Source organism: Chitiniphilus purpureus (assembly GCF_025642115.1).
GTDB classification, from domain to species: Bacteria; Pseudomonadota; Gammaproteobacteria; order Burkholderiales; family Chitinibacteraceae; genus Chitiniphilus; species Chitiniphilus purpureus.
In genome coordinates, this window is the sequence record NZ_CP106753.1 from 1,526,208 (window position 1) to 1,548,273 (window position 22,066).

The 22,066-nt window shown below is 66.3% G+C and carries 24 protein-coding genes; 12 read left to right on the forward strand and 12 right to left on the reverse strand.

Features of this window, described 5'->3' with window-relative positions; translation table 11 throughout:
• Positions 1-75: 75 nt before the first annotated feature.
• From N8I74_RS07000 to tsaB, 3 genes are read right to left on the reverse strand one after another with little or no spacing between them, the layout of a single operon-like run.
• Positions 76-972, reverse strand: coding sequence for a uracil-DNA glycosylase (locus N8I74_RS07000; RefSeq protein ID WP_263126152.1), 897 nt, complete (start codon positions 970-972; stop codon positions 76-78).
• The gene (gene rimI / locus N8I74_RS07005; RefSeq protein WP_263126153.1) at positions 969-1,421 is read right to left on the reverse strand and encodes a ribosomal protein S18-alanine N-acetyltransferase; all 453 of its coding nucleotides are present in this window, start codon (positions 1,419-1,421) and stop codon (positions 969-971) included. Before rimI ends, N8I74_RS07000 begins: the two co-directional genes overlap by 4 nt.
• Positions 1,418-2,098 (reverse strand): tRNA (adenosine(37)-N6)-threonylcarbamoyltransferase complex dimerization subunit type 1 TsaB, encoded by a 681-nt coding sequence (gene tsaB / locus N8I74_RS07010; RefSeq protein WP_263126154.1) that lies wholly within the window; start codon positions 2,096-2,098, stop codon positions 1,418-1,420. The genes rimI and tsaB overlap by 4 nt, the downstream gene beginning before the upstream one ends.
• A gap of 90 nt (positions 2,099-2,188) precedes the next feature.
• On the opposite strand from tsaB, the gene N8I74_RS07015 reads away from it, so the two are divergent.
• The 3 genes from N8I74_RS07015 to N8I74_RS07025 are packed head-to-tail and all read left to right on the forward strand — an operon-like array spanning position 2,189 to position 6,103.
• Positions 2,189-3,973 (forward strand): extracellular solute-binding protein, encoded by a 1,785-nt coding sequence (locus N8I74_RS07015; protein ID WP_263126155.1) that lies wholly within the window; start codon positions 2,189-2,191, stop codon positions 3,971-3,973.
• Between the two features lie 31 nt (positions 3,974-4,004).
• Positions 4,005-5,057 carry a microcin C ABC transporter permease YejB gene (locus tag N8I74_RS07020; RefSeq protein ID WP_263126156.1) on the forward strand — a complete coding sequence of 351 codons (1,053 nt, stop codon included), beginning with the start codon at positions 4,005-4,007 and terminating at the stop codon, positions 5,055-5,057.
• Positions 5,054-6,103: an ABC transporter permease gene (locus tag N8I74_RS07025; protein WP_263126157.1), complete on the forward strand. Its 1,050-nt coding sequence runs from the start codon at positions 5,054-5,056 to the stop codon at positions 6,101-6,103. The genes N8I74_RS07020 and N8I74_RS07025 overlap by 4 nt, the downstream gene beginning before the upstream one ends.
• A 13-nt stretch (positions 6,104-6,116) precedes the next feature.
• On the opposite strand, the gene N8I74_RS07030 is transcribed toward N8I74_RS07025, so the two are convergent.
• The 9 genes from N8I74_RS07030 to aroQ form a co-directional block, all read right to left on the reverse strand.
• Entirely contained in the window at positions 6,117-6,887 is a 771-nt protein-coding gene (locus N8I74_RS07030) for a DUF3025 domain-containing protein (protein WP_263126159.1), read from the reverse strand.
• Between the two features lie 35 nt (positions 6,888-6,922).
• Positions 6,923-7,402, reverse strand: a complete 480-nt coding sequence (locus N8I74_RS07035; RefSeq protein ID WP_263126161.1) for a hypothetical protein — start codon at positions 7,400-7,402, stop codon at positions 6,923-6,925.
• Positions 7,403-7,560: 158 nt separating this feature from the next.
• A complete protein-coding gene (gene tpx, locus N8I74_RS07040) occupies positions 7,561-8,061 on the reverse strand; it encodes a thiol peroxidase (RefSeq protein WP_263126162.1) in 501 nt (166 codons plus the stop codon).
• Positions 8,062-8,253: 192 nt separating this feature from the next.
• Positions 8,254-8,784 carry a thiol peroxidase gene (tpx, locus tag N8I74_RS07045; protein ID WP_263126164.1) on the reverse strand — a complete coding sequence of 177 codons (531 nt, stop codon included), beginning with the start codon at positions 8,782-8,784 and terminating at the stop codon, positions 8,254-8,256.
• Between the two features lie 103 nt (positions 8,785-8,887).
• A complete protein-coding gene (locus N8I74_RS07050) occupies positions 8,888-9,907 on the reverse strand; it encodes a DUF3426 domain-containing protein (protein ID WP_263126165.1) in 1,020 nt (339 codons plus the stop codon).
• A 49-nt stretch (positions 9,908-9,956) separates the two neighbouring features.
• Positions 9,957-10,847: a 50S ribosomal protein L11 methyltransferase gene (gene prmA / locus N8I74_RS07055; RefSeq protein WP_263126166.1), complete on the reverse strand. Its 891-nt coding sequence runs from the start codon at positions 10,845-10,847 to the stop codon at positions 9,957-9,959.
• 73 nt (positions 10,848-10,920) lie between these two features.
• A complete protein-coding gene (accC, locus tag N8I74_RS07060) occupies positions 10,921-12,285 on the reverse strand; it encodes an acetyl-CoA carboxylase biotin carboxylase subunit (RefSeq protein ID WP_263126167.1) in 1,365 nt (454 codons plus the stop codon).
• Positions 12,286-12,365: 80 nt separating this feature from the next.
• Positions 12,366-12,830: an acetyl-CoA carboxylase biotin carboxyl carrier protein gene (gene accB / locus N8I74_RS07065; RefSeq protein WP_263126168.1), complete on the reverse strand. Its 465-nt coding sequence runs from the start codon at positions 12,828-12,830 to the stop codon at positions 12,366-12,368.
• A 37-nt stretch (positions 12,831-12,867) separates the two neighbouring features.
• Positions 12,868-13,332, reverse strand: coding sequence for a type II 3-dehydroquinate dehydratase (gene aroQ / locus N8I74_RS07070; protein ID WP_263126170.1), 465 nt, complete (start codon positions 13,330-13,332; stop codon positions 12,868-12,870).
• 219 nt (positions 13,333-13,551) lie between these two features.
• Here aroQ and queA point away from each other — a divergent pair, with 219 nt between their 5' ends.
• The 9 genes from queA to bioD all read left to right on the forward strand — a co-directional run bounded on the left by queA (position 13,552) and on the right by bioD (position 22,047).
• Positions 13,552-14,586 (forward strand): tRNA preQ1(34) S-adenosylmethionine ribosyltransferase-isomerase QueA, encoded by a 1,035-nt coding sequence (gene queA / locus N8I74_RS07075; RefSeq protein ID WP_263126172.1) that lies wholly within the window; start codon positions 13,552-13,554, stop codon positions 14,584-14,586.
• Between the two features lie 144 nt (positions 14,587-14,730).
• Positions 14,731-15,858 (forward strand): tRNA guanosine(34) transglycosylase Tgt, encoded by a 1,128-nt coding sequence (gene tgt, locus N8I74_RS07080; protein ID WP_263126173.1) that lies wholly within the window; start codon positions 14,731-14,733, stop codon positions 15,856-15,858.
• A gap of 269 nt (positions 15,859-16,127) precedes the next feature.
• Positions 16,128-16,454: a preprotein translocase subunit YajC gene (yajC, locus tag N8I74_RS07085; RefSeq protein ID WP_263126175.1), complete on the forward strand. Its 327-nt coding sequence runs from the start codon at positions 16,128-16,130 to the stop codon at positions 16,452-16,454.
• Positions 16,455-16,507: 53 nt separating this feature from the next.
• Positions 16,508-18,373 carry a protein translocase subunit SecD gene (secD, locus tag N8I74_RS07090; protein ID WP_263126176.1) on the forward strand — a complete coding sequence of 622 codons (1,866 nt, stop codon included), beginning with the start codon at positions 16,508-16,510 and terminating at the stop codon, positions 18,371-18,373.
• Positions 18,374-18,388: 15 nt separating this feature from the next.
• On the forward strand, positions 18,389-19,324 hold the full coding sequence (gene secF, locus N8I74_RS07095; protein WP_263126178.1) for a protein translocase subunit SecF: 936 nt from the start codon (positions 18,389-18,391) through the stop codon (positions 19,322-19,324).
• Positions 19,325-19,426: 102 nt separating this feature from the next.
• Complete coding sequence (locus N8I74_RS07100; protein ID WP_263126180.1) at positions 19,427-20,068, forward strand: DedA family protein; 642 nt, start codon at positions 19,427-19,429, stop codon at positions 20,066-20,068.
• 14 nt (positions 20,069-20,082) lie between these two features.
• Entirely contained in the window at positions 20,083-20,982 is a 900-nt protein-coding gene (gene bioC / locus N8I74_RS07105) for a malonyl-ACP O-methyltransferase BioC (RefSeq protein WP_263126181.1), read from the forward strand.
• 30 nt (positions 20,983-21,012) lie between these two features.
• Positions 21,013-21,354 (forward strand): antibiotic biosynthesis monooxygenase family protein, encoded by a 342-nt coding sequence (locus tag N8I74_RS07110; RefSeq protein WP_263126183.1) that lies wholly within the window; start codon positions 21,013-21,015, stop codon positions 21,352-21,354.
• Positions 21,355-21,369: 15 nt separating this feature from the next.
• A complete protein-coding gene (gene bioD / locus N8I74_RS07115) occupies positions 21,370-22,047 on the forward strand; it encodes a dethiobiotin synthase (RefSeq protein ID WP_263126185.1) in 678 nt (225 codons plus the stop codon).
• Positions 22,048-22,066 lie beyond the last annotated feature (19 nt).

Consider the following 22,066-nt stretch of genomic DNA (forward strand, 5'->3'; position numbering starts at 1 on the left):
CGCGCGGCGCCTAAGGGCTCCTATCTTGATACGCCACCATGCATGCCCCCGGCAAGCCGCAGGCAGGTGACGGGTTCAGCCGGGTGGGCCTGAGAGCGCGTGTAGCCGGTCTTGCAGCAGCAGCAGATCGCGCCAGGCGCGAGCCTTGTCGGGCAGGTTGCGCAGCAGGTAGGCCGGGTGATAGCCCACCACCACCGGAATGCCGTTCACCGCATGCATCTTGCCGCGCAGCGCACCCACCGGGGCGTCGGTCTGCAGCAGGGTCTGGATGGCGAAGCGCCCGACCGCGAAGATCAGCCGGGGTTGGATCAGCTCGATCTGGCGTGCCAGCAGCGGTGCACACTGCATCACTTCCTCAGGCTGCGGATTGCGGTTGCCCGGCGGGCGGCATTTGAGCACGTTGGCGATGAACACGCGCTCGCCGCGCCGTTCACCGATCGCCGCCAGCATATTGTCGAGCAGCTTGCCTGCCGCTCCCACGAACGGTTCGCCCAGCTTGTCCTCCTCAGCGCCGGGGGCCTCGCCGACCACCAGCAGCGGTGCCTGCGGGTTGCCCACGCCGAATACCGCCTGCTTGCGGCTCTTGCACAGTCCGCAGGCGGTGCAGTCGGCCACGGTCTGCTGCAACGTGGCCCAATCCTGCCGGGCGATGTCCTGCACCCGGGCATTGGCGCCCTCATGCAGCAGCGCAAGGGTAGCCTGCACGCCGGTGGTGGCCCGGACCGGCGGGGATGCCGGCACCGGCACCTTGGGCAGCGATGCCGCGCCGGCCGGCGGCTGGTGTTGCAGTGCGGCGGCAAGGGCCGCGGCGGCTGCGGGTGGACGGGCCGGTTCCGGTTCGGGGGGCATGGCAGCGACGTCGGCATGGGCCGGCGCGGCGGGTTCCGGTGCGGCAGCGGTCGCCAGCAGCGCAGGGCGTACCCACAGCGGAGTCAGGCCCAGTTCCGCAAGCACGCGTTCACGCCGGCTCATGCGTCGGCCTGCCCAAGGCTGAACGCGTACAGGCGCGCATCCTCGCGCCCGCCGCCGGTCCGCGGGTAGTAGCCGCGCCGATAGCCGGTTTCGATGCCGCCGGCGGATTCATAGAGTGCCTGCGCCGCCCGGTTGCCGGCACGCACCTCCAGAAACAGCGAGGCGCCGCCGCTGGCCGCAAGGTGCTGGCGCAATGCCGTCAGCAACTGTCGCCCCAGTCCCCGGCGCTGTTGCACAGGGTCGACGGCGATCGCCAGCAGCTCCGCCTCGTCCAGCACCCGGCTCGCCACGGCGAAACCGACCAGGCAGCCCTCTATCTCCAGCCCCAGGCACAGGTGGTCGCGCAGCGAGTCGCGCCAGTTGTCGGGGTGCCAGGGGTGCGAATTGGTGGCGGCATCCAGGTGCAGCAGCACCGGCAGGTCAGCTTCGGTCAGCGGGCGCAGCGTCATGGTTTAGCCCGCTCGTGGGTCTTGAGCGCGACCTTGTCGCGCAGATAGACGAGCGGCGCGGCCTCGGGCGGCAGCGCGGCACCGCTTGCGAACAGCGGCAGCGCCAGTTCCAGCACCGCGCGCGCGTGGGGGAAGCGCTGCGGCTCGGTGGTGGCCAGCTGCGGGCCCAGCTGGGCGCAAAGCGCGGCTTCGTATGCGGCAAAGCCGCTGCCCACGCCATGCCAGCCTGCACCCGGGGGCAGAGGGACCGCGTCCGGGTCGCACACCGTGGCGGCAACGATTTCGTGCCAGGATGTACCGTCGCGCTCGAACGCCGCGGCGTACACCTGGTTCATCCGGGCGTCGATCGCGGCATAGATCCGCTCGGCCGGGCTGGCCGCAGCCAGTGCCGCCAGCGTCGAGACCCCGACCAGCTTCACGCCCAGCCCGAAGGCGAGCCCTTGCGCGATGCCGCAGCCGATCCGCAATCCAGTGAACGAGCCCGGACCCATGCCATAGGCGATGCCGGCAAGGTCGGCGCGCGTGATGCCGGCCTCGGTCAGCAGCGCCTCCAGCTCGGGCAGCGTGCGTTCGGCATGGCGCTGTCCCACATGCCAGTCGCGTGCGACGACGCCGTGGGGGGTGGAGACGGCGAGCGACAGGTATTCGCTGGAGGTGTCGAGCGCGAGATAGGCCATCGGGAGCACTGTGGAAAAACTGTGGCTGATTCTACCACGCAGGGCTGGCCGGCCATGCCGCCCGCGGCAGCGTCGTTTATGATCCGGGGCATGCTGCTGCGCCTGCTGCCCGTCTTGCTGTTGTTGTGTTTGCCGTCTGCGTTCGGCGCGCATGCGGTGGCGCTCGGCTATGAGCCCAAGTATCCGCCTGGTTTTGCGCATTTCGACTACGTGAATCCCGACGCGCCCAAGGGTGGCAGCCTCACCTTGCCCAACCCGGACCGGCGTACCAGTTTCGACAGCTTCAACCCTTTCATCGTCAAAGGCACGTCGGCCGCGGGGCTGGCCGCGCTGATGTTCGAGAGCCTGCTCCTCACCAGCAGTGACGAGCCTGCGTCGGGTTATGGCCTGTTGGCCGACGATGTGGCGGTGGCGGCCGATGGCCTGTCGGTCACCTTCCGGCTTCACCCCAAGGCGCGCTTTTCCAACGGCGATCCGGTCCTGGCCGCCGACGTGAAGCACAGTTTCGACACCCTGGTGAGCCGCCATGCCGCCCCGCAGTTCCGAGCCATGCTGGCCGACGTGAAGGCCGTGCGCGTGCTGGACGCGCGCCGCGTACGCTACGACTTTGCCCGCAACAACCCGGAATTGCCGTTGCTGATCGGCACCCTGCCGGTGTTCTCGCGCAAATGGGGCGGCGGTGCGCGGATAGACCAGATTGCGCTCACGCCGCCGTTGACGAGCGGCCCTTACCTGATCGAGCGCTACCGCAGCGGGCGCGAGATCACCTACCAGCGCAATCCGGCCTATTGGGGCGCTGCGCTGCCCACCCGCCGCGGCATGTTCAACTTCGAACGCATCACCTACCGCTACTACAAGGACGAGGTGGCGCGGCTGGAGGCGTTCAAGGCCGGCGAGTTCGACTTCATCGTCGAGAACAGCGCCAAGAACTGGGCGCGGCAATACACCGGGCCGAAGTTCCGCGGTGGCGAGCTGATCAAGCGCCTGCTCCCGCATCGCAACACCGCCGGTATGCAGGGCTTCATCCTCAATACCCGCAAGCCGCAGTTCGCCGACCCACGGGTGCGGCGCGCGCTGGCGCTGGCGCTGGACTTCGAGTGGCTCAACCGGCAGTACTTCTACAACCAGTACACCCGGATCTACAGCTATTGGTCCAACAGTGAGCTGGCGGCGCGCGGTGCGCCGGATGCCGACGAGCTGCGCCTGCTGGCGCCGTTGCGCGCGCAGCTGGCGCCGGCGGTGTTCGGCCCGGTGCCCGAGCCGGTCACCACCCGCGCGCCACACTCGCTGCGCGCCAACCTGATCGAGGCACGTAAGCTCCTCGCCCAGGCCGGCTGGACCTACCGCGACGGCGCCTTGCGCAACCGGCACGGCCAGCCGTTCGAATTCGAGTTCGTGGACGACAGCGGACCGATGCTGCGGGTGTTCCTGGCATATGCACGCAACCTGGAAAAGCTCGGCATCCGCGCGCAGGTGCGCAACGTCGACTATGCGCTCTACCAGCGGCGGATGGACGAGTTCGATTTCGACATGACCACGCTGCGCTTTCCGGACAGCCAGAGCCCGGGCAACGAGCTATACGACTACTACGGCAGCAAGGCGGCCGACACCCGGGCGAGCGGCAATTTCACCGGCGTGAAGAGCCCGGCCGTGGACAGGCTGATCGACGCGGTGGTCACCAGCGCCACGCGCGCCGAGCGGGTGGTGGCGGTGCGCGCGCTGGACCGGGTGCTGCGCCATGGCGTCTACGTGATCCCCCACTGGTTCAGCGCCGAGCACCGGGTAGCGTATCGCAACCGTCTCGCCTATCCGGGCCGCTTGCCGCTGTACTACTCGCCCGAGCCATGGATGGTGGCGACCTGGTGGATGAAATGAACCGGTGCCGCAACGCGCGCAAGGAGCGCCGATGATCCGCTACATCTGCAAACGGCTGCTCTTGATGGTGCCGACGCTGTTCGGCGTGCTGCTGATGGCGTTCGTGGTGGTGCAGTTCGTGCCCGGCGGGCCGGTGGAGCAGTTGCTGCATGAGCTGAAAGGCCGGGGCAGCAGCGAGGCGGCTGGCGGTGGCGGGGGAGGGCTCTACCAGGGGCAGAAGGGCCTGGATGCCGACCAGCTGGCGCAGCTGCGTGCCCAGTTCGGGTTCGATCAGCCGGCGCCGGTGCGCTTCTGGATCATGCTCAAGCGTTACGCCACCTTCGACCTGGGCGAGAGCTATTACCACCATCAGAGCGTGTGGGCGCTGCTGATCGACAAGCTGCCAGTGTCGATCTCGCTCGGGATGTGGACCTTCGTGCTGACCTATCTGGTCTCGATCCCGCTCGGGGTGGCCAAGGCCATGCGCCACGGCAGCCGCTTCGACCTCGTGTCCACGCTGGTCCTGTTGGTCGGCTACGCCATCCCGGGTTTCGTGCTCGGCGTGGCGCTGCTGGTGCTGTTCGGCGGCGGCAGCTTCTGGCAACTGTTCCCGCTGCGCGGCCTCACCTCGGACGATTGGGATTCGCTCAGCCTGTTGGGCAAGCTGACCGATTATCTGTGGCATCTGGTGCTGCCGGTGTCCTCGATGGTCATCGGCGGCTTCGCCACGGTGACGCTGCTGACCAAGAACAGCCTGCTCGAGGAGATCCGCAAGCAGTATGTGCTCACCGCGCGCGCCAAGGGGCTCAAGGAGCACCGCATCCTGTACCGCCATGTGTTCCGCAACGCCGTCATCCCCATCATCACCGGCTTTCCGGCCGCCTTCGTCGGCGCCTTCTTCACCGGCAGCCTGCTGATCGAGACGCTGTTCTCGCTCGATGGCCTGGGGCTGCTGTCGTTCGAATCGGTGATGCGGCGAGATTATCCGGTGGTGCTCGGCTCGTTGTTCGTGTTCTCGCTGATCGGCCTTCTGACCAAGCTGGTGTCGGACCTGTGCTATGTGCTGGTCGATCCGCGCGTGCGTTTCGAAGGCGCGGCGCGATGAACGCCGCCAATGCCGGACCGTGGCGCCGCGCCTGGGCTCGCTTCAACTCGCAGCGCCTGGGCTATTGGAGCCTGCTCGCGTTCTGCGCGCTGTTCGCGCTCAGCCTGTGCGCCGAGCTGGTGTCCAACGACAAGCCGCTGGTGGTGCGCTACGAAGGCCGGTACTACTTCCCCATCGTCCGCGACTACCCCGAAACCCTGTTCGGCGGCGATTTCCCGACTCCGGCCGACTACCTCGACCCGTATCTCCAGCGCCGGATCACGCAAGGCGGGAACTGGGCGCTGTTCACGCTGAACCGCTACGGCCCCAATACCCTCAACTACTTCGCCAGCCGCCCCAACCCGGCGCCGCCCTCGTCCGAGAACTGGCTCGGTACCGACGAGAAGGGGCGCGACATCCTGGCGCGGTTGCTGTACGGGTTCCGCGTCTCGGCGCTGTTCGGCTTGGCGCTGACCGCGGTGGGCATGGTGCTGGGCATCTTCTTCGGCGCGCTGCAGGGCTATTTCGCCGGCCGCACCGATCTGTTCATGCAGCGCCTGATCGAGGTGTGGGGGGCGATGCCGGAGCTTTATCTGCTGCTGATCGTGGTCTCGATGTTCCAGCCCAGCGTCTGGATCCTGTTCATCGTGCTGTCGGCCTTCGGCTGGATGGGGCTTTCCGACTACGTGCGGGCCGAGTTCCTGCGCAACCGCAACCTGGAATACGTGACTGCGGCGCGCGCTTTGGGCCTTTCCGACTGGCAGATCATCCGGCGTCATCTGCTGCCCAACTCGCTCACCTCGGTGATCGCCTTCCTGCCGTTCCGCAAGTCGGCTGCGGTGCTGGCGCTGACCGCGTTCGACTTCCTCGGCCTGGGCGTGCCGCCGTCGACCCCTTCGCTGGGCGAGCTGCTGGCGCAAGGCAAGGCCAATCTGGATGCATGGTGGATTTCACTGTTCACCTTCGGGGTGCTGGTCAGCCTCCTGGTCATGCTGGTGTTCATCGGCGAGGCACTGCGCACGGCACTCGATCCAAGGGCCGAGTTGCCGGCCGTGCCGGCGGCCTGATGCCGCACAGGGGTCAGCGGGGCGAGCCGGCCGGCAGTCTGCGCGCCGGGCGGAAGTAGCCGGTGTCGGCGTAGAACGTGGTGTCCTGCTGTGGCCACCAGCCGGGAATGCCCAGATAGGGCAGTGGGGGAAGCTGGCGCGGTGATTGCAGCGCGCCGGCGTCGATGGCCTGTGCCAGGGTGTCGTCCAGCCAGGCGAGACGTGCCTGCAGCGGCCAGCCGAAATACTCGGGTGCCACTGCCACGGGCCAGCATTTGCCGGTCAATCCGACAAAGGGGGCAAGCAGGTGCTCGAACGTGGCATGGCCCAGCACCTGCGCTTCGATCCGCACGCCCCAGGCAGCCCGCTGCGCGACAAACAGGCCGGACCAGTCGTGTTGCAGCAGCGCAGCGTGGAGCGTCGCATCGCAGTAGGGCACGATCAGCCCACATTCATCGAGCAGGGTGGCGGCATCGCGCACCGGGCCGCGTCCCGCGTCGCCGGGGTGCGGCAGCAGCCGATAGTGCAGGGCGTTGAGCGCGGCCTTGATCCGCGGGTAGCGGTGCCACACCAGGGCGTTGAAGCAGTCGTGCCAGTTGAGCGGGCGGGTCGGCAGGCGCCCCGTTTCATGGATCTGTGCTTCGTAGTGCCCGTCCGTCGCGGCAGGCGGGACACACACGATGCGGTGACCGGACCGGACCTGCACCGGCGGCAGACGTGCCCAATCGGCGCTGGTCCGGGGAAAACCGCCCAGGTGCGCCAGCAGGGGGGCGAGTGCCGCAAAGGCCGGATGCCGGGAAAACAAAACCGCCGGCCAAGCCGGCGGTGTGTCGGGCCGGATCAGAGCTTGCCAAGCTCCAGCCGCCCCTCGCCCAGCACCGGCGCACTGGGATTGGCCGCTTCCAGCGCCTTGACCACCAGAAAGTACGCCTTGCCCTGGGTACACGGGGGCAGGTAGTTGCCGTCGCCGCCTTCAGGCGCGGAGACCAGCGAGAAACCGCCAGGCAGGCGGCCTTGCGACTGCACGCTCGGCACCTGCGCGCTGGCGACGCCCTTGTTGATGGAGAACAGCAGGCGCCCGCGGCTGCCGCCGCCCCGTTCGTTGAATTCCAGCAGCAGGGCGCCGGTGCCTTGTGGCAGGTCGAAGACATTGAGCGCCGGGGTCGACCCCTGGCCGCCCAGCTTGGCGCATTGCTGCCCGGGCGGTACGGCGACCCCGGTCCAGGCCGGGTTGGCGAAACGCACCGTCAGCCGCGGGGCGGCCAGGGCGGGCACGATGGCAACGAGGGTAAGCAGGGCGATCAGCAGACGAGGTTTCATGGCACGCGTTTCAGAGTCAGTCAGGGGCGAATCCGGATGACATGCATTGTAACGGATTCGTGTCTGCCATAACGCCTGCCACGGTAGCGGGTTGACGGGCCCCGCCGTGCAAACTACCGCTGCCCGGCCTGCCACCGGACAGCGGCAGGCCATCCGGATCAGCCCAGCACGCGCAGCACGGAGGCGTAGTCGGGCTCGTTCTTGATCTCGCCGACGCGTTCGGCATGGATCACCTTGTCGGCCTCATCCAGCACCACCACCGCACGGGCGGCCACACCGGCAAGCGGCCCGCTGACGATGGCGACGCCATAGTCACGCAGGAATTCGCGGCCGCGCATCGTCGACAGCGTCACCACGTTGTTCAGCCCCTCGGCGCCGCAGAAGCGGCTCTGCGCAAAGGGCAGATCGGCCGAGATGCACAGCACCACGGTATTGGCCAACTGGCTGGCAGCCTCGTTGAAGCGGCGGACCGAGGCCGCGCATACCGCGGTGTCGACGCTCGGGAAGATATTGAGCACCTTGCGCTTGCCCGAAAACTGCGACAGCTGCACATCGACCAGATCCTTGCCGACCAGCGTGAACGGGACGGCCTGGTCGCCGATGGCGGGAAACTGGCCGTCGATGGCGATCGGATTGCCGCCCAGAGTGACTTGGGACATCGTGGTGCTCCTGTAATGGGATGAGTGGGTAAGTCGATTGGCCGTGTGCACAATGGGGGCGGACGGCGCAATTGCAAGCCCGCCGCGGCCGCCTTCTTCCGGAAGGCCGGCCGTGCCGTTTGGAAGGTGCCGCAGGGCCAAGCAAAGACCCCGCCGCTGGCGGGGTCCGGTCTCCGGTATGGGGTCGTCCGCTCAGGCCACTGGCGGCGGCGGGGGCTCCGGGGTCAGCAGTGTCTGCGCCATGCTGTCGTAGTCCGGCTCGCGGTTGATGTCCTGCACCAGCTCGGCGTAGCGCACCGTATCCCCGGTATCGAGTGCGATCAAGGCAGTGGCCATCAGCCCGGAGAGCGGCACATCGGTGATCATCACCCCGTAGTCCTTGTGGAAATCCCGGCCACGCAGAGTGGAGAGCAATTGGATACGCCGGAATTCCTCCTGCTGCTGCACCCGTTGCAGTGCGTACGGGGTATCGACCGAGACCACGATCACCGAGGTGTTGTCGAGCGCCGCAGCCATGCCTTCGAGCCGGCGCGCGATGGCCAGGCCGATCACGGTATCCAGGCTCGGCACCACGGCGATCACCTTGCGCCGGCCCCAGTATTTGGAAAGCGGGACATCCTGCAGCTGGGTGTCGACCAGCATGAAGCTTGGCGCCGTATCGCCCGGGCGGGGAAAGCGGCCGCCGACACTGACCGGCGTACCGTTGAGCATCACGGTGGCCATGAAACACTCTCCTTCATCTATGGATGGGTTCCAGTATGGTACGGGGGCGGAGGATTACAAGCGCATGCTGCTGCGGCAACGCAGCCTGCGCATGGCGACTGCGTCAGGGATAGAACCAATAGAGCGAGTAGCCGGTGGACGAGAGCGTGCCGACATCGAGGCGCAGGAAGGCGCGCAGCTCGTCGTTCGGGCCGAGCGCACTGCGCTGCTTCTGGTCGGCGCTGAGATACTGCGCCGGCGTGAAGCGCTTTTTCGCGACCACGCGCTCCTCATCGTCGGTCAGCGTCAATTCCAGCATCGGCAGCGCCTGGGCGTACGGCGCGAGATTGCGGACCGAGGCGGCGAGCTGGACCAGGTTGCTGTGGCCCGGGATGTATGTGAGTTCCGAGTAGTCCGAGCGCAGCAGTTCGGCATTGCGTGGCAGCGGCATCTCGCAGCCCAGCTGCGCGCACGCGCGCTCAAGCGGTTGGCGCAGCCAGGGGAAGTCGGTGGCCAGCTGCAGCCGGTAATGGACTGCGGCCTGCCCCAGCGCGGTCAGCAGCAGCAGCACCAGCAGCAATGGCCATAGCCAGCGCCAGCGTGACGGCGGTGCCGGCGGGGCGAACAGTGCCTCGTCCTCGGCGGTGTGGATCGGCCGGTAGACCGAATTGAGCGTCAGCGGCGATTCCTTGAGCGCGGCGCGCAACGCCTCCTGGTCGCGCGGATCAGGTTGCAGCCTGGGTTGCGGTGTGCTTTGCGGCGCCGGGGTGGGTTGCGGCTGTTTGGGTGGCTCGGCCGCCTCGCCTGCCGCCTCGGCCGCGTTCTGTGCGGCAACCGCCCGTGCGGCAAGGCGGGCCTTGCGGGCAGCCTGCACCATGTCGGCCACGCTGGGTTCGGTTTTGTCGCCCGGCGCCGCTGCCGCCTGCGCCGTCGGTTGCGTGTCCATGGCCGTTGCCGCGGGGGGCGGCGCCTCGCTGGCGAGCGGCGGCGCAGGATCGGCTTCGGATGGTGTTTCCAGGCAGGCCAGTGCGTTGAAGACAAACGAACACTTGCCGCAACGCACCTTGCCACCGTGCGCGGCAAGCTGGGTCTCGCTCACCTTGAAGGCGGTCCGGCAGTTGGGGCAGCGCGTGATCTGGCTCATGGGCATGGATTGTAGCCGTCCGCGCACGAAGCGCAATCGGCTTTCGGCGTCAACCGTGCCGTGTGCCCCACAGGCAGATCCAACCTTCTTCCTGCGCACTGTCGGCCAGCGAGAACCATTGTGCGTAATGGGCCCGGATCTCGGTTTCCTGCTCGGCAAGGATGCCCGACAACGCGATGCGCCCGCCTGGCCTGACCCGGCCGGCCAGCATTGGCGCCAAGGCCTTGAGCGGGTTGGTGAGGATGTTGGCGATCACCACGTCGTATTCGCCTGCCGGTGCCGCATCGGGCAGAAAGAAACCGATCCCGACCCCGTTCTGTTCGGCGTTCTGCCGGCTGGCCAGCATGGCCTGCGGGTCGATATCGACACCGTGCGTGGCGCCGGCACCGAGCTTGCTCGCGGCGATCGCGAGGATGCCCGAGCCGCAGCCGTAGTCGAGCACGCGTTCGTCCCGGTGCAGGTGCGCATCCAGCCATTGCAGGCACAGCCGCGTGGTGGGATGGCTGCCGGTGCCGAACGCCAGGCCCGGGTCGAGCACGATATTGATCGCATCGGGGTCGGGCGCTGTGTGCCAGGTCGGGGTGATCCACAGCCGTTGCGAGATCCGGATCGGCTCGAACTGCGCCTGCGTCAGGCGTACCCAGTCCTGCTCCTGCACAGTGACCGTTTCGTAGCGGGGCACGCCGATGCCGGCCGCGTTGGCAGCCGCGGCCGCGGTCAGTGCCGGATCCATGTCCTCGTCCAGGTGCGCCACCACCACGCTGTGTGCCCACATCTGGTCCACCGGCTCGCCCGGTTCGCCGAAGATGGGCTGCTCGTCCTGGGTGCCGGCGGCGGCGTCCTCGATGGAGACCGAGAGCGCGCCAAGTGCAAACAGCGCATCCGAAAGCGCTTCAGCATGGGTGGAGTCGGTGGTGATACGCAGTTCGGTCCAGGGCATGGGCGGGTGGCTGGCGGGAGAGGAGGGCGTTGGCGGGGCGGCAAGGCGCGGTGCCGCGCCTTGCCCGGTGCCGCTACTGGCTTTCGAGCAGTGCCCGGATTTCGGGCATCTTGTGCTCAAGATGGTGGATGCTGGTGCCGCCCTTGAGGAACTCCGGGTCGAGCAGCAACTGCTGGTGCAACGGGATGTTGGTATGGATGCCCTGCACCACCGTCTCGGACAGCGCGATGCGCATCCGGGCGATCGCCTGCTCGCGTGTGTCGCCGTAGGTGATGATCTTGCCGATCATGCTGTCGTAGTTGGGCGGTACGAAGTAACCCTGGTAGACGTGCGAGTCGACACGCACCCCGGGCCCACCGGGCGCATGGTAGGTGGTGATGCGACCCGGGCTGGGCACGAACTTGAGCGGATCCTCGGCATTGATGCGGCATTCGAGCGCATGGCCGCGCAGCTTCACATCCTTTTGCGCATAGGACAGTGGCAGACCGGCGGCCACGCGGATCTGTTCCTGCACGATGTCGACGCCGGTGATCAGCTCGGTCACCGGGTGTTCCACCTGCACGCGCGTGTTCATTTCAATGAAATAGAACTCGCCGTTCTCGAACAGGAATTCGAAGGTACCCGCACCGCGGTAGCCGATTTCACGGCAGGCCCTGGTGCATGCCTCGCCGATCCTCTTGCGTTGCGCCTCGGTGATGCCCGGTGCCGGTGCTTCCTCGATCACCTTCTGGTGGCGGCGCTGCATCGAGCAGTCGCGCTCGCCCAGATAGATGGCACTGCCGTGGGTGTCGGCCAGTACCTGGATCTCGACGTGGCGCGGGGTCTGCAGGAATTTCTCCATGTAGACCATCGGGTTGCCGAAGGCCGACTGCGCCTCGGACTTGGTCATTTCCACCGCGCGCAGCAGGTCGTCCTCGTTGTGCACCACCCGCATGCCACGGCCGCCACCGCCGCCGGCCGCCTTGATGATGACCGGGTAGCCCACGCGCTTGCCGGTGGCAAGGATCTCCTTGGGGTCATCGGGCAGGGCGCCTTCCGAGCCGGGCACGCACGGCACGCCCGCCTTCTTCATCGCATCCTTGGCGCTGACCTTGTCGCCCATCAGCCGGATCGAGGCGGGCGTGGGGCCGATGAAGGCGAAGCCCGATTCCTCGACGCGCTGCGCGAAATCAGCGTTCTCGGACAGGAAGCCGTAGCCGGGGTGGATGGCATTGGCATTGGTGACCTCGGCTGCCGAGATCAGCGCCGCCATGTTGAGGTAGCTTTGCGGCGAGGGATTGGGACCGATGCAGACCGATTCGTCGGCCAGCTTCACATATTTGGCTTCGCGGTCGACCTCGGAATGGACGACCACGGTCTTGATACCCATTTCGCGGCAGGCACGCAGTACGCGCAGCGCGATTTCGCCGCGGTTGGCGATCAGGATTTTCTCGAACATCTCTAGCTCCGTGAGTGAGGGGTCAGCCGCGGGGCGCCAAGGCTTCAACCTTTGCCGCCCGCCGCGCACCCCTCACGGGATCAACCGATCACGAACAGCGGCTCGCCGTATTCCACCGGCTGGCCGTTCTCGACCAGGATCGCCTTGATGACGCCCGAGTGCTCGGACTCGATCTCGTTGAGCAGTTTCATGGCTTCGATCAGGCAGAGCGTGTCGCCGGTATTGACCGTCTGGCCGACCTCGACGAAAGGCTTGGCGCCGGGGCTGGAGGCGCGGTAGAAGGTACCGACCATCGGCGACTTGACCACGAAGCCTTCGGGCAGCCCGTTGCCAGCCGCTGCTTCACCGGCGGCAGCGGGCGAGGCGGGGGCCGCAACGCCGGCCGGGGGCACCTGCACCTGCATCGGCGCCGGTGCATAGATTGGTGTCACATTCTGCGGAACACGGGTGATACGGACCTTTTCCTCGCCTTCGGTCACCTCAAGTTCGGCAATGCCGGACTCTTCGACGAGGTCGATCAGCTTCTTCAGTTTGCGCAAATCCATGCGGCAACCCTTCCTTGGAGAGTGATTGGTGGTGCGGTCACGCCTGAGGCGCGGCGGGAACCGGGAAGTCGATCGCGTAGGCGAGTGCGTATTCGTAACCCTTGGCACCCAGCCCGCAGATGACGCCCACGGCCAGATCGGAGAAGAAGGAGTGGTGGCGGAACGCTTCGCGCGCATGCACATTCGAAAGGTGCACTTCCACGAAGGGCTTGTTCACCCCGGCCAGCGCGTCGCGCAGGGCCACGCTGGAATGGGTGAAGGCCGCCGGGTTGATCACGATGAAATCGGTACCGTCTGCCAGCGTGGCATGGATACGTTCGATCAACTCGTATTCGCGGTTGGACTGGAACGCCTCGACCGCGACGCCGGAAGCCTTGCCAAGCTGGACCAGCTTCTCGTTGATCGCGGCAAGCGTCTGCGCCCCGTAGTGCTGCGGTTCACGCACGCCCAGCAAATTGAGGTTCGGGCCGTGCAAAACCAATACCTTACGGACTTTCGGCATGGCCACCCCGTCTTTGCTTACCCCTGAGATGGGCCGGAGTTTGCCGAGCCGAAAATCGCTTGTCCAGCACAATCGACGAAAATCACGGCATTTTTAATGCAAAACGATCGTTTGAAACTGGCTCCGGACCAGCGATGGCGCGGTCTTGCCGCTCAGCGCCGGAGTATACTGCCGTAGTTTTCCTACCGCTTTTTGCCCGCCACGCCCTACGGATTTTCCATGCACGTCGCCGATTTCGATTACCTCCTGCCCGAACATCTGATTGCCCAGTTCCCACCTGCCGAGCGGGGTGCCAGCCGCCTGATGCATGTGGCGGGCATGCAGCTTGCCCATCACCGGTTCGGTGAACTGCCCGCGCTGCTGCGGGCCGGCGACCTTTTGGTGTTCAACGACACCAAGGTGATCAAGGCGCGGCTTTTCGGCCGCAAGGAAAGCGGTGGTGCCATTGAGGCGCTGGTCGAACGCGTGCTCGACACCCATCAGGCACTGGCGCAGGTGCGGGCTTCCAAGGCGCCCAGGCCGGGTGCATGGCTGTTGTTCGATGGCGGCTTTTCGGCGCAGATGATCGAACGGCAGGGCGATCTCTTCCTGCTGCGCTTTTCCGGGGAGCCGGGCGTACTCGATATCCTGGAGCAGGCAGGTCGCCTGCCGCTGCCGCCGTACATCACCCACGACCCTGACGACGACGACGCGCGGCGCTATCAGACGGTGTATGCGCGTGACCCAGGCGCCGTGGCGGCGCCGACCGCCGGATTGCATTTCACCGATGCATTGCTCGATAGGTTGCGCGGGCAGGGGGTGAACACCGCCTTCCTGACCCTGCATGTGGGGGCGGGGACGTTCCAGCCGGTGCGGGTGGACGATATCAGCCGGCATACCATGCATCACGAGCGTTACCGCATCCCGGCGCCGACGATCGAGGCGATCCGGGCGACACGGGCCGCCGGGGACCGGGTGATCGCGGTGGGCACCACCAGCCTGCGCGCGCTGGAGGCCGCTTCGCAGCAGGCGCTGCTGGCCGCCCCCGAAGGGGATACCGGCATCTTCATCACTCCGGGCTACCGCTTCCGGGTGGTCGACCGGCTGATCACCAATTTCCATCTGCCGCGCTCGACCCTCTTGATGCTGGTCAGCGCGTTCGCCGGCATGGCGGCGATCCGGCAGGCCTATGCCGAGGCAGTGGCGCAGGAGTACCGGTTCTTCAGCTACGGCGATGCGATGCTGCTCGAACGCGCGCCCGAGGCGGGTGCCTGACGCGTGGCGGCCGGGCGGGTGGCCGCGCAGCCCGATTGGGTGTAGTGTCCGCACGCCCTTTGCCGGGCAGCGGCCGCCGGCTGGCGGTACGCGATGCAACCGCGCCGGAATGTCTATCCGGTGGCAACAGGAGTATTCGGAATCATGATCGACAGCGGCCTGCAGTTCACGCTGCACAAGACCAGCGCCGGCGCGCGGCGCGGCACCCTGCATCTGAATCACGGCGTGGTGGAGACCCCGGTGTTCATGCCGGTCGGCACCTATGGCACGGTCAAGGCGATGACGCCGCGCGACCTGCACGACATCGGTGCGCAGATCGTATTGGGCAATACCTTCCACCTGTGGCTGCGCCCCGGGCTGGAGGTGATCGCCCAGTTCGGCGGGCTGCACCGCTTCATGGGCTGGGACAAGCCCATCCTCACCGATTCGGGCGGTTTCCAGGTGTTCAGCCTCGGGCAGATGCGCAAGATCAGCGAGGAGGGCGTCAAGTTCCAGAGCCCGGTCAACGGCAGCAGGCTGTTCCTCACGCCCGAGGAGTCGATGCGCATCCAGACGGTGCTGGACTCGGATATCGTGATGATCTTCGACGAATGCACGCCGTATCCGGCCGATCACAGGCAGGCGGCCGATTCGATGCGGCTCTCGTTGCGCTGGGCACGGCGTTCCAAGGACGAGTTCACGGCACGTGGCAACCGCAATGCACTGTTCGGCATCGTCCAGGGCGGCATGTACGAGGACCTGCGCGACGAATCACTGGCCGGGCTCGATGACATCGGTTTTCACGGCATGGCGATCGGCGGGCTGTCGGTGGGCGAGCCCAAGCCGGACTTCGCCCGCATCCTTGCGCATACTGCGCCCAGGCTGCCGGTGCACAAGCCGCGCTACCTGATGGGCGTGGGCACGCCCGAGGATCTTGTCTACGGCGTGAGCCAGGGCATCGATATGTTCGACTGTGTGATGCCTACCCGCAACGCGCGCAACGGCATGCTGTTCACCCGCTACGGCGACATCCGGATCAAGAACGCCAAATACCGGTTGGATACGCGCCCGCTGGACGAGGCGTGTGACTGCTATACCTGTCGCAACTTCAGCCGGGCCTATCTGCATCACCTGTTCCGGGCCGGCGAGATCCTCTCGTCCCAGCTCAATACCGTGCACAACCTGCACTACTATCAGGCGCTGATGCGGCAGATGCGCGCGGCCATCGAGGCGGACGACTTCGCCGGCTTCACTGCCCGTTTCCACGCGGCGCGTGCGCAAGGTGTCGATTGACGCCGGCCTCGCCCGTCCAGGCTGCATGCTTCCGATCTGACCGGCCCGCCGCCGCAGCGGTAGCGGCGTTGCCGCCTCGGGCGCCGCAACGTAGCCAGGCGTAGCGGCGTAATGTGTGGCGGCAGGGGGCGGCCACGCCGCCTGTGCATGACGATGGGAACCTTTCAGTGGGTCCGGCGGTCGGTGGCCCGGGTGGATTTCACCTGGGGTGCGGGCTAGAATGTCCCGCTTCGCTTTGACCCGATTTCTCAAATAAAAGGTAGTGCCTTATGTTTATCGCTCCCGCCTATGCGCAGGCGGCCCCCGCCGCTGCGGAAATGAGCTTCATGTCGTTTCTGCCGATGATCGTGATCTTCGTGCTGTTCTGGTTCCTGCTGATCCGGCCGCAGCAAAAGCGCGCGAAGGAGCATCAGGCGATGCTGGGCGCATTGCAGAAGGGCGACGAGGTGGTCACCACCGGTGGCGTGCTTGCCCGCATCGTCAAGGTCAGCGAGCCGTATCTGACCCTTGAACTGGCCGATGGCGTCGAAGTCGTCGCGCTGCGCTCGGCCATCTCCCAGCGCCTTGAGAAAGGCACCATCAAGAACAACAAGTAAACCGGCAAGCAAGGCGGCATGCCCGCCCTGACTTGCGTGCACCGGCCCGCCAAATGAACCGCTACCCGCTCTGGAAATATCTGCTGATTGCCGCCTCGTTGCTTGCGGCATTGCTCTACACCCTGCCCAACCTGTTCGGCGAAAGCCCGGCGGTCCAGGTGTCGGGCGCCAACGCCGCGACCAAGGTCGACGAGGCCGCCCGCGAGCGGGCGATCGGCGCGCTCAAGGGCGCCGGTCTGCGCCCGGACGGCGTGTTCGCCGAGGCCAACTCGCTCAAACTGCGCTTCAAGGACACCGAGACGCAGCTCAAGGCCAAGGACGCGATCCAGGGCGCCCTCGGTGAGAACTACATCGTCGCGCTCAACCTGCTGCCGCAGACACCGGCCTGGCTGGCGGCGATCGGCGGCAAGCCGATGTTCCTCGGCCTGGACCTGCGCGGTGGCGTGCACTTCCTGCTGGAAGTCGACATGAAGGCGGCGCTGGACAAGCAGCTGGAAAAGGTCGCCGGCGACATCCGCCGCGAGCTGAGGGACCAGAAGGTCCGCTACGGCCGCGTGGTGCGCGAGCGCGACAGCGTGTCGGTGCAGTTGCGCGACCAGGCGACGCTGACCGCCACGGTGCGCGCCATCGGCCGGGTGCTGCCGGACATGGCGTTGCAGCAGATCGCGCGCGAAGGCGACTACCGGGTGGTGGTGCGCTTCAAGCCCGAAGCCCAGGTCAAGCTCAAGAACGACGCCGTGGCGCAGAACATCACCACCTTGCACAACCGGGTGAACGAGCTGGGCGTGGCCGAGCCCGTGATCCAGCAGCAGGGCGAGGGGCGCATCGTGGTACAGCTGCCCGGCGTGCAGGACACCGCCAAGGCCAAGGACATCCTTGGCCGCACCGCCACACTGGAAGTGCGCATGGCCGACGACGATCAGGCCCGCATCCAGGCCGCGTTCAATGGCGATGTACCGGCGGGCTACGAGCTGGTGCCGATGGCCGGCGTACGCTCGGGCATGCCGCCCGCGGTGCTGCTCAAGAAGGAGGTCGAGCTGACCGGCGACAACATCACCAAGGCCGAGCCGACCTACGACCAGAACAACAATCCCATCATCAGCATGGGGTTGGATGCCACCGGCGCCTCGATCTTCCGCACCCTCACCCGTGAGAACATCGGCAAGAGCATGGCCATCGTGCTGGTCGAGAAGGGCAAGGGGCAGGTGATCACCGCGCCGCGCATCAACGCCGAACTGGGTGGCAGCTTCGTCATCGAAGGCGGCGGCATGACGGTGCAGGAAGCCAATGACATCTCACTGTTGGTCCGCGCCGGCTCCTTGGCCGCGCCGATGAACATCATCGAGGAGCGGACCATCGGCCCGAGCCTGGGCAGGGAGAACATCGAGAAGGGCTTCTACTCGACGCTGTACGGCTTCATCGCGATCGCCATCTTCATGGTACTGTACTACCGGCTGTTCGGCGTGGTCTCCACGGTGGCGCTCGGGGCCAACCTCCTGTTCCTGCTGGCGCTGCTGTCGGCCATCGGCATCACGCTGACGCTGCCCGGCATCGCCGCGATCGCGCTGACACTGGGCATGGCCATCGACTCCAACGTGCTGATCAACGAGCGCGTCCGCGAGGAGCTGCGCAACGGCATGAGCCCGCAGATGTCGATCCAGAACGGCTACAGCCACGCCTTCGCCACCATCCTGGATTCCAACATCACCACGCTGATCGCCGGCATCGCACTGCTCGTCTTCGGCTCGGGCGCGGTGCGCGGCTTTGCCGTGGTGCACTGCCTTGGCATTCTCACGTCGATGTACAGCGCGGTGTTCGTGTCGCGCGGCATCGTCAATCTGATCTACGGTTACCGCCGCCGCCTGTCCACGCTGTCGATCGGCCAGGTGTGGGTGCCGCAACAACAAAAACAGGCTTGAGAGGGGCACCTGACGATGGAATTCTTCCGTATCAAACGCGACATCCCGTTCATGAGCTATGGCAAGCTCACGACGGCGATCTCGTTGCTCACCTTCATCCTCGCGGTGTTCTTCCTGGTCTACAAGGGATTGAACTTCGGCGTCGAATTCACTGGCGGCACCGTGATGGAGCTGCGTTACTCGCGGCCGGCGGACCTGAACCAGATCCGTGCCACGGTCGATGCGCTCAAGTACGGCGAATCGCAGGTGCAGGCCCTGGGGACCACGCGCGACGTGATGGTGCGGCTGCCCAACCTCAAGCACAAGACCAGCGCGCAGCTTTCCAACGAGGTGCTGCACACGCTCAAGCAGGCGCGGCCCGATGTCGAATTGCGCAAGGTGGAGTTCATCGGCCCCTCGGTCGGCGAGGAGCTGGTCCAGCATGGGTTGATCGCGCTCACGCTGGTGTGCGTGGGCATCATCGTCTACCTCGCGATCCGTTTCGAGTGGCGCTTTGCCGTCTCCGCGGTGATCGCCAACATGCACGACGTGATCATCATCCTGGGCTGCTTTGCGCTGTTCGAGTGGGAATTCTCGCTGACGGTGCTCGCCGGCATCCTGGCGGTGCTGGGCTACTCGGTGAACGAGTCGGTGGTGGTGTTCGACCGGATCCGCGAGAACTTCCGCAAGCCCGGCATGCGTGGCAAGAGCGTGCCTGCCATCATCGACAATGCGATCACCGCCACCATGAGCCGGACCATGATCACCCACGGCTCGACCGAGGCGATGGTGCTGTCGATGCTGCTGTTCGGCGGCCCGGCGCTGCACGGTTTTGCGATGGCACTGACCATCGGCATCGTGTTCGGCATCTACTCGTCGGTGCTGGTCGCCTCGCCCCTGCTGCTGATGTTCGGCGTCACACGCGAAAACATGCTCAAGCCTGTGCGCGTCAAGGAAGAAGCGGTCGTCTGACCTGGGCGCAGCCGATCGGCAAGGCCGGTGCAGCTGCGCCGGCCTTGCCCGTGGCTGCCGCTATCCGTTAACCCGATTCAATCAACCTGCCTGACCGTGCCCATGGATTTCAATCCGATCGATCTGTTCCTGCATCTGGACACCTACCTGGAAACCGTTGTACGCGAGTACGGTATCTGGGCCTACGCGGTGCTGTTCGCGGTGATCTTCTGCGAAACCGGCCTCGTGGTGATGCCGCTCCTGCCGGGCGATTCGCTGCTGTTCGTCGCGGGCATGCTGGCCGGCGGCGGGCTGCTGAACGTGCACCTGTTGTCGCTCCTGCTGTTCATTGCCGCGGTGGCGGGCGACGCGCTCAACTACACCATCGGCCGCTATTTCGGGCACAAGCTGTTCGCCAACCCGGATTCCAAGGTGTTCCGTCGCGATCACCTGGAAAAGACGCACGCGTTCTACGAGAAGCACGGTGGCAAGACCATCATCATCGCCCGCTTTGTCCCCATCGTGCGGACCTTTGCCCCGTTCGTGGCCGGCATGGCCGAGATGAGCTACGGCAAGTTCTTCATGTACAACGTGGTCGGCGCCTTCGTCTGGGTCTACTCGCTCACCTTCGCCGGCTACTGGCTCGGTGGCGTGGCCCTGGTCAAGGACAACCTGACGCTGATCATCCTTGGCATCATCTTCCTGTCCATCCTGCCGGGCGTCATCGAGTTCGCCCGCCACAAGATGCGCGGCGCCGTCGCATGACCTTCCGCTGACGCATGTCCGAGCCGTTCTACACCGACAAGACCGCGGTACGCGCCGCATTCGACAAGGCCGCGGCCAGCTACGACGCGGCGGCGGTACTGCAGCGTGAAGTGGCCGACCGCATGGCGGAGCGGCTGGACTACATCAAGCTCGTGCCGCAGCGCATGCTCGACGCCGGCTGCGGCACCGGTTACGCCGGCCCGATGCTGCGCGCGCGTTATCCGGATGCGCAGCTGATCGAGCTGGATCTGGCACCGGGCATGTTGGCCATCGCGCGCGAAAAGCAGGCTGGGCGCGGTGTGCGCAAGTGGCTGCAATTGTTCGAGCGCCAGCGCGCGCAGCAGGTATGCGGTGATATCGAGCGTCTGCCGCTGGCCGATGGGTCGGTCGACCTGATCTGGTCCAATCTGACTTTGCAATGGTGCAACGTGCCTGATGCGGCGCTGGCCGAATGCCGGCGGGTGCTCAGACCGGGTGGTCTTTTGATGTTCTCGACGCTCGGGCCCGATACGCTCAGGGAATTGCGCGCGGCGTTCGAGGGCGTGGACGGCTACAGCCACGTCAACCGGTTCATCGACATGCACGACCTGGGGGATGCATTGCTGCATGCCGGCCTGTCCACGCCGGTGATGGACATGGAACTCATCACCATGACCTATCCGGATGCTGGCAGCGTGATGCGCGATCTCAAGGCCATCGGCGCGCACAATGCCACCTTCGGCCGGCCCGCCGGCCTGATGGGCAAGGCCGTGTGGCGCAAGGTGAACGCGCAGTACGAGCGTTTCCGGCGCAACGGCGAGTTGCCCTGTACCTATGAAGTGGTCTACGGGCATGCCTGGAAACCCGAAACCCGCCCTGTCACCGCCTTGCCGGACGGCCGGCAGGTCATCGAGTTCCAGCGCCGCGGCGCCTGAGCCCATCGTATTCCCGGGAGCATTCTGTCGATGTTCAGTGCCACCTTCATCTTTGAAAAGAAGCAGTACGACGCCGAGTTCGAGCGCCTGGACGCCCGGATCGCCGAGGCGGCACGTAGCCATCCCGACTTCCTCGGCGAGGATGGCTGGGAGGACCCGCGCACCGGGCGCAGCGCAGTGGTGTATTACTGGCGCACGTTGGACGGCATACAGGCGCTGGCTCGCGACGGACATCATATCGAGGCCAAGCGCGGCTACGCCCAGTGGTACAAGGGTTACCACGTGGTGATCGCGCAGGTGCTGCGCGCCTACGGCGATGGCACCTTCGACCATCCGGTCCCGCCCGGCACCGGCGCGATGCAGACCGCGTAGCGCTCCGGGCATCCGATGCACCGTCGCTACTTCGTCACCGGCACCGATACCGAGGTGGGCAAGACCGTTGCCACCTGCCAGCTGCTGCGCGCCTTTGCCGCGCACGGCCTGAAGGCGGTGGCGATGAAGCCGGTGGCCTCGGGCTGCGAATGGCGCGACGGGGTGTTGTACAGCGAGGACGTGGCCGCCCATGCCGCCGCCGCCAGTGTCGGGGCGCCACTGGCCTGGACCAGCCCGTACCGCTTTGCGCCACCGATCGCGCCCCATATCGCTGCCGCCGAGGCCGGCGTTCAGATCGATCCGGCCCATCTGCATGCCTGTGCCGATCACTTGGCCGGGCTTGCCGACATCGTACTGGTCGAAGGGGCGGGGGGCTGGTATGCACCCCTTACCGATACGCTGAGCATGGCCGATCTTGCCGCCCGGCTCGATTGTGCGGTGCTGCTGGTGGTCGGCATGCGGCTCGGGTGCATCAACCACGCGCGCCTGAGCATGGAAGCGATCCTGAGCCGCGGGCTGCCGGTGGCGGGGTGGCTGGCCAACCGCATCGACCCGCAAATGGCGCGCTACGACGAGAACCTGGCGCTGCTGCGCCGGATGCTGCCTGCTCCGCTGCTGGCAGAAATTGCCCATTCATCGGTCGCGGAAAGGGGCAGTCTTCCCGCTTCGGCCGTGTTAACCTTGCTGCCCTGAACGCTTGCGTCAGCCGGCG